The 13,620-nt window shown below is 62.4% G+C and carries 9 protein-coding genes; 2 read left to right on the forward strand and 7 right to left on the reverse strand.

Annotated features, from left to right (window positions below; translation table 11 throughout):
• Positions 1 to 374: 374 nt before the first annotated feature.
• A complete protein-coding gene (locus K5607_RS10880) occupies positions 375 to 1,661 on the forward strand; it encodes an RES family NAD+ phosphorylase (RefSeq protein WP_221047017.1) in 1,287 nt (428 codons plus the stop codon).
• The gene (locus K5607_RS10885) at positions 1,654 to 2,184 is read left to right on the forward strand and encodes a hypothetical protein (protein WP_054774438.1); all 531 of its coding nucleotides are present in this window, start codon (positions 1,654 to 1,656) and stop codon (positions 2,182 to 2,184) included. Before K5607_RS10880 ends, K5607_RS10885 begins: the two co-directional genes overlap by 8 nt.
• Positions 2,185 to 2,247: 63 nt before the next feature.
• Here K5607_RS10885 and K5607_RS10890 read toward each other — a convergent pair whose 3' ends face one another.
• From K5607_RS10890 to K5607_RS10920, 7 genes are all read right to left on the reverse strand, one after another.
• Positions 2,248 to 6,801 (reverse strand): PAS domain S-box protein, encoded by a 4,554-nt coding sequence (locus tag K5607_RS10890; RefSeq protein WP_221047018.1) that lies wholly within the window; start codon positions 6,799 to 6,801, stop codon positions 2,248 to 2,250.
• A gap of 25 nt (positions 6,802 to 6,826) precedes the next feature.
• Entirely contained in the window at positions 6,827 to 6,976 is a 150-nt protein-coding gene (locus tag K5607_RS10895) for a hypothetical protein (protein WP_156302513.1), read from the reverse strand.
• Positions 6,973 to 7,770 carry a response regulator gene (locus tag K5607_RS10900; RefSeq protein ID WP_054773751.1) on the reverse strand — a complete coding sequence of 266 codons (798 nt, stop codon included), beginning with the start codon at positions 7,768 to 7,770 and terminating at the stop codon, positions 6,973 to 6,975. The genes K5607_RS10895 and K5607_RS10900 overlap by 4 nt, the downstream gene beginning before the upstream one ends.
• A gap of 125 nt (positions 7,771 to 7,895) precedes the next feature.
• Positions 7,896 to 10,475 carry a hybrid sensor histidine kinase/response regulator gene (locus tag K5607_RS10905; protein WP_221047019.1) on the reverse strand — a complete coding sequence of 860 codons (2,580 nt, stop codon included), beginning with the start codon at positions 10,473 to 10,475 and terminating at the stop codon, positions 7,896 to 7,898.
• 36 nt (positions 10,476 to 10,511) lie between these two features.
• A complete protein-coding gene (locus tag K5607_RS10910; protein ID WP_221047020.1) occupies positions 10,512 to 11,366 on the reverse strand; it encodes a substrate-binding periplasmic protein in 855 nt (284 codons plus the stop codon).
• Positions 11,363 to 12,244: a type 2 periplasmic-binding domain-containing protein gene (locus tag K5607_RS10915; RefSeq protein WP_221047021.1), complete on the reverse strand. Its 882-nt coding sequence runs from the start codon at positions 12,242 to 12,244 to the stop codon at positions 11,363 to 11,365. Before K5607_RS10915 ends, K5607_RS10910 begins: the two co-directional genes overlap by 4 nt.
• Positions 12,245 to 12,258: 14 nt before the next feature.
• Positions 12,259 to 13,590 carry a serine hydrolase domain-containing protein gene (locus tag K5607_RS10920; protein ID WP_054773746.1) on the reverse strand — a complete coding sequence of 444 codons (1,332 nt, stop codon included), beginning with the start codon at positions 13,588 to 13,590 and terminating at the stop codon, positions 12,259 to 12,261.
• Positions 13,591 to 13,620: the final 30 nt, after the last annotated feature.

Consider the following 13,620-nt stretch of genomic DNA (forward strand, 5'->3'; position numbering starts at 1 on the left):
CTTTAACGGGGTCGGAAAACAAGCACGCATCGTAGTGCACCGGACGCGCCATATCAAGCGTCTCCGCGCCAGTGCGCCGGCGGGTGTTCGGGCAAAAAAAAGCGGATCGTGGAAAACGATCCGCCAACTCTCTCTGAGGAAGTCGTCGTCATGGAGGTAACATGAAAACTTAGAAGGAAGATTACCTTTTGCTAACAAACTGCGGAATGTGGCATGTTGTCGCGCGGCAAATTGTCGCGGCTTGTCAAGTGGTTCGGGCGACCGCCGGCGTCGATGAACTGGTTTTGCATGGTGCTGGTCAGCTATCATCCTGCCGCTGTATCGACGCAGGACCCACGCACCGGCCAGGCCGCCCCATCCTCTAACTCTCCCGCATGAGCATCGACGTCGCCGACAATACCGCTCGGATATGCCAAACCTGCTTGGGCGAGCCTTGGTTGAAGGATCGCGTCCGCAGCCGCGGCGCGCCGGAAACCTGCCGTTTTTGCGGCAACAAGGGCAAGTGCGTCACAGTCAAGACCCTGGCCGGCTGGATCAGGGAGGTTTTGGACCAACATTTCCAGCTCTGCCGGACCTGGTCCCATTACGGCGTCGACGACCACTACAGCCGCTACGAACAAGAGGGCGACAGCCTGGAACAAATCGTCGGCGACCTGCTCGAAGCGGACGTGCCGGTAGTCGACGCGGCCCTGGACGAATTGACGCTCATCGTGCCGACGGACGGGGGCGGCGGCCCCAACTACGCGCGGGAGGCGCGCTACGCGGAAACCCGGGAGCATGCGCGCGAGCTGGAAGGCGGATGGGAACACTTTCGCCACGAATTGAAACACCGGCCCCGACTGTTCAACGCCGACGCCAAGCAGTTCCTGGACCGCTTGCTGCGCGACACGCAGCCGCTGCGCACCCAGGGCAAACGGGGCAGTCCGGTCCTCCGCACGGTCAAGCCGGACGAAGCCACGCTGCTGTTCCGCGCCCGACGCGCGCCCCGCCCCGGCAATCTCGAGCGGATACTCTCCTCGCCGGGAGAACAATTGGGTCCGCCGCCCCCCGAATGCGCGCCGGCGGGCCGGATGAACAGCGCGGGGGTAACGGCGTTTTACGGCGCCTTCGACCGGGAAACCTGCATCGCGGAACTGCGTCCGTGCCTCGGCGACACCGTGGTCAGCGGCGCCTTTCGGCTGCGCAAGCCGCTGCGCCTGCTGGATTTTCCCCTGCTGGAGCAGTGCTACCGGGAGCAACCGCTCAGCTACTTCCAGCCGGACTTCAAGCGAAAATCGGCCTGCCGCCATTTTCTGCGCCGCCTGCACAGCAAAATGCGCCACCCGCCGCAGCCCGACGACGAGGCGGAACTGCTGTCCACCCAGGTCTTCGCCGAATACCTCAGCGGCGTGGTCAAACCCAGCATCGACGGCGTCGTCTACGCCTCCGCCCAACGCGAAGGAGGACTCAACGTCGTGCTGTTCAGCCATGTCTTGGATATACAATTGCCGACGGAACGCCCTTCCGTCATGGGAACGGAATCGGCGCTCCGCATTTGCGACGACAGCGCCATGGTGCACAGAATTTCCGCCATCCACTACCGCTGCGACCACCGCCAAGCGCAGGCGGACGGCCTTGAGTTATCCTTGGACCCGCACGAATTTCCCGACGACGATGAATAAGCCCCCGTTGATCCCCTTTCGACCACGCAAGACCGCCGGCGGCCTCGCCCTGCCGTGGGCGTTATTGCTGCTGACCCTGCCCGGCCCTTCCTGGGCGCGCGGCGCCGACGTTTCCGACGCGGCGCCCCTCGACAGGAGCGCGGACCAAACCCAGCAGACCCGCCAGCAAATCACCGAGCAAAGCGGCCTGCGACAAGAGCGGCAAAAGGACCAGGACGCCAGGAATCTGGAGGCGCTGCCGCGCGACCGGGTGCAAGAAACCAACCAGCAATTGCAACAGCAGCTGCTGGAGCAGCAGCGCCTGACCAACGAAAAGCGCCGGGAGCAACAGGTCAATCGCCAGGACGCCTTTCCCAAGGACAAAACCTTGGAACTGCGCCAACAGCTCCGGCAGCAGTTCGGCGAGCAGCGCCAATTGTCCACGGAACGGCGCAGCGAACGGGCGGCCAACCTCCCGGCCGCCCCTCAGGAAAAGGCGCCGCCGCCCCCGCAAAACGACAGTATCTACGACGCGCCGCGCTAACCCGTCGGAGCCGATGGGGAAGCGCCGCGCTCAGGTAAAACCGAAGCGGCGGCGAAAACGCACCTAGAGGGCGATATTTTCCTGAGCCGCCAAGGCTCGCAGGCGCAGGGCGGCGTTTCCGTAGTCCAACGCTTCGATCGAACGCACGACTTCGGCGAAGGACTCGCCGCAGCCCAAACGCGCCGCCGCCGGCGCCAAACGCATGGCGGTGGCGATGGCGGATACGCTCTCCTCGGCTAATTGCTGATGCAGGCTCTTGAACAGCGCCGCGCATTGATCGTCGCCCGCGTGCTCCCCTTCGGCGTCCTGCTGCGACGACCAGGCGGCGAGAGCCTCCATCACCTCCCGCAGACATCGCTCGGCCGCCGCCATCAACGGCGTCAAGCCGCTTTCCGCGACGCCCTGCTTGACGGCGTCTTCCAACGCGCCGGCGGCCTGCGCCAACGCCTGGGCGCCGATGTTGCCGGCGACGCCCCGCAGCGTGTGGGCGATCATCACGGCCTGAACGGGCTGGTTGTCGTGCAAGGCTTGGCGGAACTGTTCCAGGCTGCGGCCCTGATTGCTGAGGAATAGGCTCAGCAGCGTTTGGTACAGCTCCATATCGCCGGCCATCTGGGCCAAGCCCAAGCCGGTGTCGATGCCCGCCAAGGAAGGCAATGCGTCCGGCAAGGGCGAGGCGGCCGCCGCCGGCCCCGGCTGGGTCGCCGCCTCTTGCACCGCGCCCGCCGCCGGCGGCAACCAACGCGCCAGCGTGTCGTAAAACGTCTTCAATTCGATAGGCTTGGCGATATGGGCGTCCATGCCGGCGTCCAGGCAGCGATCTTTGTCCTCGGCCATGGCGTTGGCGGTCATGGCGATAATCGGCAGCGTTGCCAAGCGGGGCATTTGCCGTATGCGGCGAGTGGCCTCCAGACCATCCATTTCCGGCATGTGCATGTCCATCAGCACGCCGTCGAAACGTTCCCGCTCCAACAACGCCAGCGCCGCCCGCCCATTGTCGGCGCAAGCCACTTCCAAGCCCGCTTTGTGCAGGAATTCCGAGGCGATCTGCTGGTTGACGGCATTGTCTTCCACCACCAGCATCCGCAAGCCCTGGAATCTCGGCCGGTAGTCGGCGGGATTGACCGCCAGCCCGGCCGCATCGGCCGGCGCCAGCGCGTTGCCGCACAAGATGGACACGACCTGGTTGAACAAGGCCGATTGCTCGATCGGTTTGGGCAGAAAGCCGTCTATCCCCGCCAAGTCCTCTTCGTCCGCCGCCCGCTCGTGGCCGTAGCCGCCCACGATCAGCACCTTGGCGCGCTCGCCCGGCCCGGCCTCCCGGTGGATGCGGTGAGCCAGCTCCAATCCCCCGATCCCCGGCATTTGCCAATCCAGCACCAGCAAACGATAAGGCTCGCCGGCCATAGAGGCGTGCACCTTGTCCATGGCCTCCGCTCCCGAAGCCGCGTCGTCCACCAGGAAGCCGAAACCGCGCAGGAAGCGGCACAAAATCGAACGGGCCATGGCGTTGTCGTCGGCCACCAAAGCGCGCACGTCCCGCAGCGTCGCCGGCACGACGTTGGCCGGGCCGGCCAGTTTGCGGCTCACGCCGAAAGCGGCGGTAAAATGGAAGGTGCTGCCCTGTCCCGGCGCGCTCTCCACGCCGATATCGCCGCCCATCATTTCCACCAGGCGCTTGCAAATGACCAATCCCAGGCCGGTGCCGCCGTAACGGCGGGTGGTGGACGCGTCGGCTTGGGAAAACGCTTGGAACAAGCGCGATCGCTGTTCCTCGCCAAGGCCGATGCCGCTATCGCGCACGGCGAAATGCAGCACCACGTTTTCCCCGTCCCGCTTCCGCACGGAAATGCCGATCACCACCTCGCCTCGCTCGGTGAACTTGACCGCGTTGTTGGCCAAATTGATCAACACCTGCCCCAGCCGCAACGGGTCGCCCACCAAGGCGGTGGGAAGGTCGCCGGGATAGTCGAACAACATGTCCAGGCCCTTTTCCCCCGCCCGCTGCCCCACCACTTGGCCGACGTGGTCCAGCACCTTGGCCAAATCGAAATCGATGAACTCCATTTCCAGCTTGCCGGCATCGATTTTGGAGAAGTCCAGGATGTCGTTGATGATGCCCAGGAGATTTTGCGCGGCGTTGTAGACCTTTTGCACGTAGTCGCGCTGCTGGGGATTAAGCGCCGTATCCAACGCCAATTGGCTCAGCCCGATGATGGCGTTCATGGGCGTACGGATATCGTGGCTCATATTGGCCAGGAATTCGCCCTTGGCCCGATTGGCGGCGTCAGCGCGCTCCTTGGCGTCGGCCAGCCAGCCCGCCATCTGCTTATATTGGGAGATGTCGCGGCTGACGCCGAGGATGCCCAACAACTCGCCGCTCTCGTCGGTGTAGGGCGTCAACACCGTATCGAGGATCACTTCCCGCCCGTCCACGAAGGTGCAAGCCTGCTCGTCCTGGTACGGCTTGCGCGACTCCAGCAAGTACTTGTCCTGCTGCTGATTGGCTTCGGCGATGTCCCGGGGATACAGGTCGAAGTCGGTCAACCCTATCAGCTCGGCCTGGGTTTTGCCGAAGGCATGGGTGAAAGCGTGATTGCAGCCCTGGTAAGCGCCGTTGACGTCCTTCCAGAAAACGATGTCCTGAATGGAATTGACCAGGGAATAGATCAGGGAGCGCTCCCGCGCCAGAGCCGCGGCGATGCGCTTGTGCTCGGTCACGTCGCGGCTGACGCCGAGGATGCCCAGGAGGTTGCCCTGCTCGTCCATATAGGGGGTAAGCAAGGTGTCCAGGATCACTTGGCTGCCGTCCACGAACACGCAGCTCTGCTCCTCGTGGAACGGCCGCCGCGACTCCAGCAGATAGCCGTCCTGCTTGCGGTTGGATTCGGCGATTTCCCTCGGATACAAGTCGTAATCGCTCATGCCCACCAGCTCGCCCGCTCTTTTGCCGAACGCGCGGGTGAAAGCCTGGTTGCAGCCTTGGTACAAGCCGTTGCCGTCCTTCCAGAAAATCACGTCCTGGATGGAGTTGACCAAGGAATAAATCAGCGAGCGCTCCTCCTTCAGGGCCGCTTCGATGCGTTTGTGCTCGCTGATGTCGCGGATGGTGGCGATGACCAACACGCCCTCTTCCACCTGAATGGGGTTGAGGTTGATGTCCACCGGCAACTCCCGCCCGTCGGACGTGACCGCGCAGACGTCCTGGTTGAACGTCATGCGGTGGGCGTCCGAACGGCCGAAACCGAATACCTGCTGCTTGTGGGCCCGACGGTAGCGCGCCGGCACCAGCAAATCCACCTTGGCGCCGAGCAATTGCTCGCGCTCGTAGCCGAATACCGCTTCGGTACGGGAATTGACCATGACGATATCGCCCTGCTCATTCACCATCACCACCGGATCGGGCATGGAATCCAGCACCTGCCGCATGCGCCTTTCCGTGGCGGCCAATTCCCGCGACTTTTCCTTGAACAGCTGGGTCGCGGCGGCCAACCGGCGGATTTCCTCGGCACCGCCGCTCACGGCCACGTCGATATCCAACTGCCCGTCGCTCAGCCGCCCCATGGCGTCCGTGAGACCGATCAGCGGATGGATGATCTGGGAACGGAACAGCCAGATGGAAACGCCGATCAGCGCCGCGATCAGCAACGGGGTGACGATGCCGTTGCCCAGCGCCAAGGCGGACGCGTCGGCCAAGCCCGCTTGCAGGGAACGGGCGTCCAAGGCCGCCTGCGCCGCCGTTTCCCGCGTCAATCCGCGCAACGCCTCCAAAGCCGGCTCGTCGTCCACGGCGGCGTAACGAAACAAGTCGGCCGACGGCGTCTTTTTCTCCACCAACGCTTCGGCGACCTGCACGGCCTGCCGGTAGTTTTCCAACACCTGGCGCAAATGGCCCAACGCCTTTTGCTCCGCCTCGTTGGCGCCCAATCTGGCGTAGGCGTCCAGCAGTCCCTGCGCTTCCGTCAGCTTATTACGCACCAGCACCGCTTGCGGCGCCTCCTTGCGCAGCAAGTAGTCGTGGAACCGGTGGATCATGCCACCGTAACCGAGGCAACGTCGCAAGCGATTGAGCAGGCCGACCTTGCCGGAGGCGCCCGAGTCCTCGTGGAAAGCGGCGGCGGACTCCACCTCCAGCACGTCCAACGCCCTAAGCGGCGGCGTGTCGTCCACCCTCAGGCGGTAATCGATGTCCTCCGCCCACAAGCCCTCGCCCAGCAGCCGGACGACGTCCAGCGTGGCCTGACGGTAGTCGTCCAGGGCCGCCTCCAATTGATCCAGGGCCGCGGCTTCAGTCGGGGAAACGCCCAGGTTGCGGTAACGCTCCAAGGCCGACCGGGCGCCGCCCAGGGACACTTGCACCGCCGCTCCCTGAGCGGCGTCGCGGCGCAACACCATTTCCTTGTAATGGTGGATCATGCCGCCGTAACCGATTTCTTGGTGCAAGGCGTTGAGCGCCTGCGCCTTTTCCGCGTGGCTGGCCTCGAACCGGTTCCAAAGCAGGTCCACTTGGGACAAGCGGCGGTTGATGTACAGCGACCCGACGATGAGGCAAAGGCCGATCAATAAAAGAAAGCCGCCATAGACCAAGCCTATGGCGCGCAGGCGGATGGGTTTCACGGGACGTCGCGGGCCAGCCGGAGCCTCAGGGGGACGGTTGATTCAGGAACCAGCCGGCGCCTTGGCGGAATAGGAAGAAACAAAGCTCCATGGCAGCCAGTCCGACGATCAATTTCAGCAGGTTCTTGCCGTCCAGCTTAGGCCGGTCCCCAGGGTGACGAAAACGGTCGTTCATTGTTGCAACACTCTCGCTAAGATTTCTTTGATGTTTTGCGGCTCGAACGGCTTGTCGCAAATGGCGGACACGCCGGATTGCTCCACGCTGGCCAAGCGCGTGGCGTCCTGCTCGCTGGTGACCATCAGTATGGGCACGGCCGCGTCGCCCAGGCGCTGGCGCACATATTGCACCAATTGCAGGCCGTCCATTTCCGGCATGTTGAGGTCGGTGACGATCAGGTCGAAACTGCTGTTGGCGAACATGTCCGCCGCCTCGCGGCCGTTTTGCGCGGTGCTGATGCGGCTCATGCCCAAATTGCTCAGCACCCGCTTGATATGGCCCCGCGCCGTGCTGCTGTCGTCCACCACCAGCACCCGCAAGTCGTCCAAATCGACTTGCGACAGCTCCAGCTCCTGCGGGTCGATGAACTCCATGGTGCTGCGCAGAGCGCGGCGCAATTCTTCCTGGCCGAACGGCTTGGGCAGGATCGCCACCACGCCGGCCTGGCGGATCGGGTCCAGGGCGTTGAAATGCGTTTCGCTGGAAATCAGCATGAACGGCACGGCTTGCAGCGTGTCGTGCTGGCGCATGGCGTGAACCAGTTCCGTGGCGGTCATGTCGGGCAAATACATGGCGCTAACGACCAAATCGGGCGGAAACCGCTCCATCACGTCCAACGCCTCTTGCCCGCTGGACAAGCCCTCGACGTGGTTGACGCCGGCATCGGCCAGGCTGCGCTGAATAAGCTTCAATTGGGTAGCCGAAGGCTCCACCAGCAAAATGGACAAATCGGCGACATTAACGGCAGCCACGCACTTCCCCCCTTTGTTATTATCGATCCGGCGACCGGCCGGCCCAACGGGCCGAAACGGCGCAACCCTCCGCTGTTTCCCCAGTTTACCTGTGGTTGTATGGGCCGCGCCAGCCGCCGCCGCGTTTAAGCCTCGGTTTGGCCGGACTCGCGCTGCAACTCCGCCAGCAAACGGTCGAAGCGGAACGACTGGATCAGCGTCTCCAGCACGGCGGCCGTGTCGGGATGGGCGGCACGCATGCGGGCCACAGCCTCCATGCAGCCTTCCACGTCCAGCGTTTCCGCCGCCCGCGCCAACGCGACGCGCAGCGACGGATCGATGCCGCGCAGGTCCAACGCGCTGGTGGGCTCGCCGGGCGACTTGTTATCCGCGGCGGCTTCGGCGCAATTGAATTCCAACCCCAACAAATCGCCCATGACCTGGAACAAACGCGCCTCTTCCAGCGGCTTGGGCAGCAAATCGTCGCAACCGGCGGCGAGAATGGCGCTTTGGTCTTCCTGGAACGCGCTGGCGGTAAGGGCGACGATCTTGACCTTATCGCCGCCGGGCAGCGCGCGGATCCGTTGGGTGGCCACATAGCCGTCCAACACCGGCATGCGCATGTCCATCCAGATGAAATGCGGCTGCCAGGCTTGGAACGATTCGATCGCCTCCTGGCCGTTGGCCGCGCCCTTGACGACGAACCCCACGTCTTCCAGCAAATGGGTGATCAGCAACCGGCTATCGGCGTTGTCCTCCACTACCAGCACGCGCACCGGCGGCTGGTTGGGCTTCAAGCTCACCACCCGCCGCTGCGCCACCGTCACCGCTTCCTCCGCCGGCGCGTCCGTTTCCGGCAAGGGGATGGAGAAGGCGAACTGGCTGCCTTGGCCAACCGTACTGGTGACGCGAATTTCGCCGCCCATGAGGCGGACGAATTCGTTGCTGATGGTCAGACCCAGCCCCGTCCCCTCCCCTTTGGCGATACCGATATCGGTCTGATAGAAAGGCTGAAAAATGCGCTGCTGGTGTTCCGGCGCGATGCCCGGACCGGTATCCGCCACTTCGAAACAGATGCGGTCGCCTTCGGGGCGCAAACGCAGGGAAACCCGCCCGCTGTCGGTGTACTTGACGGCATTGCCCAACAGATTGATAAGCACTTGGCGCAGGCGATTGGCGTCGCCCTTGACGAAACGAGGCAACAGCCCCGAGCGCTCCACGCCGAAATCCAGGCCTTTGGTTTCCGCGCGAATGCGGATCATGTCCTCGATGGCGCTCAAGGTATCGTCCAAGTCGAACGGGGCATTGCTCACCGTGACGCGCCCCGCTTCGATGCGGGAGATGTCCAGGACGTCGTTGATCAGCGCCAGCAAGTGGCGGCCCGAGCGGTTGATGATGTCCAAGTTGCGCAGTCCCTCCGCCGGAATGCGCGAATCGCGCCCCATGAGCTGGGCAAAACCGAGTATGGCGTTGAGCGGCGTGCGCAGCTCGTGGCTCATATTGGACAGAAAAGTGCTCTTGGCGCGGTTGGCGGCCTCCGCCGCCTCCTTGGCCGCCGCCAATTCCGCCGTGCGCTGCCGCACCTCTTCCTCCAAATGGTCCCGGTAGGCGCTCAGCTCTTCGTCCACGCGCATACGGTCGGTAATATCGGTCTGGGTTCCGATCATGCGCAGGGGCTTGCCGGCCGCGTCGCGATCGATCACTTTGCCGCGCGACAGCACCCACTTCCACGCGCCGTCCTTGCAGCGCATGCGGAATTCGACCCTGTAACCGTCCGATTTTCCGGAGAAATAATCCTGCAACGCGCCGCTCACCCGCGACGTGTCCTCCGGGTGGATATGCCGCTCGAACGCGGCGTGACTATTGTCGAACGCCTCCTCGGCATAACCGAGCATCTCCTTCCAGCGCTTGGAAAAAAACGTCCGGCCGCTTTGGATGTCCCAATCCCACACGCCGTCGCCGGCGCCCTCCAGGGCGAAATGCCAACGCTCCTCGCTTTCCCGCAACGCCGCTTCCGCGCGCTTGCGCTCGGCGACTTCGGTAAACAAATTTTCATTGATGCGGCGCAAGCCGTGCTCGCGCACTTCCACCGCGTCCGCCATGGCCTCGAAGGCGGAAATAATCGAAGAAAACTCGGTAAAGCTGCTGGGAAGCTCGATTTGGCGATAATTGCCCTGGATAATTTCCTCGCTCGCCTCCACCAGCGTCGCGATGGGCTTTCTCAGCAGCCTGGCCAACAATCCGTAAGTCGACAAAATCAAGGTCATGGCGACCAGCACCATATTGCCCAAGCTCAGCCACAATAAGCGCTGATTCTCTCTGACGTTCGCATTGGTCGCGACGCCAAGCTCGATGGCGCCGATTTCCTTGCCGTCGTGCTGAACGGAAAGATGCTGCACGCGCCGGTTCTCATCGGCGCCTTTGTCCAACTTATAAACGATCTCGCCTTGGTCGTCGCGAATCTCCAGCAAATCGATTTCCGCGTTGGCCGCGAAAGCCTCGGCGATTTTATGGATCAGCGCGTTATCGACATTCCACAACGGCCACTCGAACGCCTTGAGCAAATAATCCACATAATCGGCCGACTTGCGGGAATAATAATCCTCCGACCTGTCTAGCAGGTAGAGATAGTTAACCGTATTCCCGGCCATCGAGACCAGCGACATCAAAACGATCAGCCACACGGTCAGCGTACGATAAAGCGATCTCCGCTTTTTGGTCTTCAAACCCGTCTCCATGAGTAACGATTCGATTCCGAAAAACTAATCGGCCGCGCCGGCGGCGTAAGATTTCTCAAATTCTTTCAGCGCGTCGAACCAGTTCCCCGGAACACCCCAGTCGCCATAATATTTTTCGATAATATCGCGATACTCCCGGCTCATCAGAACCTTGTCCATCACCGCTCGGTAACGTTCGGCGACGGCCCTGCCCTCCGCCGTGTCGGCGTCGAGCATGATGGCGATGGGGCGAGTGGTGCCGGGAATGGCCACTTCAGCGAAGTTATTTTTATCGTCTAGAAAAATACGCTCTATTTCGTAGACGCCGGCAAGGCGGATCAAAATGCATACGTCGATTCTATTTTTCCTCAGCATTCTCAAGAGCGATTCGATCGAATCGCTCTCCTCGACGCGAATGCCGTGACTGGTGAAATAATTACTGTCCTCCACCGTGCCGCGCAGCACGCCCAAGCGGGAACCGCTCAAATCCTGCAACTGGGGCCGCAAGGGCTTGGCCTGGTGCGGTTTGTAATAAAAAAGCGAGGAATTGAACAGCGCGATAGGAAAAACGAATCTGGATTTTTTGGTGGTCAGGATGGCCGGATCCCCGACGATATAACTGGCAGCGCTGCGGCGAAACCGCGCAACGGGAATGTAGTCTATGGAGTAGCGCACATCGGCCGCCTCCGACAGCAATTTCACAATCTCCCCTCCCATGCCGTCGCCGGGAAGCTCCGGCCCCCAGATGGGCGGCGTGGCGGTGGACTGGAAAGCGACGGAAAACGCTTCCGCCCGGATATCCCGGCTAAGCGTCAGGCACAACAAAGCGAGCCAGGCGGCCGCAGACGCCCCCCGGCGCAGGCAATCCCACGCTCGATTTTCGGCGGCGGTCGGCGTCATTTGGCGGCGGGACGATAACGCTTCAAGCGATCGAGCGCATCAGCGGGCGACGACTGCTTGCCGCCATATTTCTCCAGCAACGCCAGATAGTCGCCGTTTTTGACGATGAGGCTCATGCCTTTGACGAACGCGGCGCGCAATTCGCCGGCGCGGGGATGTTTCTTGGAAAACAGGACATACCAAGGCTTCTCCCAAGCGGGCGGGGTCAACCGAACCAATTTATCCGCTTCCTCGGGGTAATTGCTTTTGACCCAATATTGGCCGGCCAGGTCGGGCAAGCCGGCCAAGTCGATTTTCTTGCTCCGCAGGCCTTCCAACAATGTGCGTAAATCGCCTTGGGCCGCGCGTATTCCCGCCTTGTTATAGGGCTCCATGTCCTCGTCGGGGAGCGTCCCCAAGGATAAATCCTTCAGCTCGGCGGGATTTCCCGACCAGGACAAACCGTTGCCGTAGGCCGGCTGGTAGTAATACCAGGCCCCCGTGGACACGTAAAAGGCCTCCGGCGTAACCGTGGCCTTTTCCTGTTCCGACAGGTCGCGCAGTTCGCCCACCATGGCGGCGGCTTCGCTGTTGAGCAGCGAGTACTTCGCCAGGGGCTTGGCCGGCAACACGTCGATCGCCACGTCCTTGGCGGCCGCTTGAAATGCCGCAGCCACGATCGCCACGGCCAGACCTTTGTCCGGCAACGCGGCTCCGGCCAGGGGCGCCATTTCGTACGCCACGACGTCGGCGGCTTTTTCCTCGCCGAACATCTGCGGCGCCACGCGGGGCGCTGTGGCGTTCGCAGCGCAGGAGCAAGCCAGCAACAGGGCCGCCAGCCAACGCGATCGCTTGGCCGGGGCGGAAACGAGGGCATAGGGAGAGATCGTGGGGTTCATGATGTTTACTCGGGTTAATCGTCGATGGCCGATGCGGACAGGACGAGCAATTTGTCCCATAAATCGAAGTGGTGATTAAACGGGTGCGTTTGCGAGAGGAAGATGGTGATTTTCTGCTCGGAAGGATCGACGCTGAAACGAGTGGAAAAAATGCCCGCCCACTCGAAAGCGCCCACGCTGCCGGCATCGACGCCGTGGGCGCGGTCCGCCTGAATCGCCACGCCCAGTCCGAACTTCCAGCCGTCGTCGTGCAGCGTGGTGGCGTTGAGCTCGCCGATTTGATTGGTCGCGGTCATCAATTCCACCGTTTTCCGGCTTAACAACCTGGTCCCGTCCAACGTTCCCTTGTTCAGCAGCATCTGGCAAAAGCGATAGTAATCGTAAGCGGTACTGGTGACGCCGACCCCGCCGGACAGGAAGGTTTTCGGCCCGGCGTACTGGTAACTGGGCGAATAGCGGTAAGCGCCTTCCTGATGCGGGCCGTCGGTCACTTTTTCCAGGCTCCCTTTCCAATCGCTTTTCCATAAGGCGGAAAGGCGGGACCGTTCGCTTTCCGGCAGGAAGAAGTAGGTATCGTTCATCTTAAGCGGTTTGAAGACTTTTTCGCGCAGGTAATCGTCCAGCCGCATGCCGGAAACGACCTCCACCAAATAACCTTGCACGTCCGCCGCCATGCCGTATTCGAAAGCTTCGCCGGGCTGGCGGGCCAAGGGCAGCCGGGCCAACCGCTTCACCATGTCGCCGATGCTGCCGCCGGTTTCGTACAAGCCGCTGCTGATGCCCGCCTCCTCGTATAAGGCGTGGATTTGCCGGTACAGGGGATCATTGGGATGCCAATCGGCGGCGAAGCCGTACGGCAGGCCGGCGGTGTGGCGGAGGAGATCCTTCACCGTGATGTCCCGTTTGGCCGGCACCAGCCTGAACGGCGGGTTGGATCCTTCCGGCAGCATTTCCAGCACTTTCGGGTGGGCGAATTCGGGGATGTATTTGGCGACGGGGTCGGACAGCAGCAAACGCCCCTCCTCGTACAACTGCAGCAACGCCACGCTCACCAGCGGCTTGGTCATGGACGCGATGCGGAACATGGTGTCTTTCCGCATCGGCTTATCCTCGTCCGCTTGGCCGAACGGCTCGAAATAGGCGATTTTGCCTTTCCGGGCGATCAATACCACGGCGCCGGCCATTTTTTTCTCTTCGACGTGCCGGCGGATAAATCCACTCACCCGATCCAGGCGTACCGAGGACAAGCCGACGGTTTCGGGAACGACCGGCCCGACCTCCCCCGCCATGGCCGGCGGCAACAGCATGGCGCCGACCAACAGCAACGACAACGCTCGGTATTTCATGGTGTTTATCTCCGCGGGGTTGCATAAAAT

The organism is Methylogaea oryzae (assembly GCF_019669985.1).
GTDB lineage: Bacteria > Pseudomonadota > Gammaproteobacteria > Methylococcales > Methylococcaceae > Methylogaea > Methylogaea oryzae.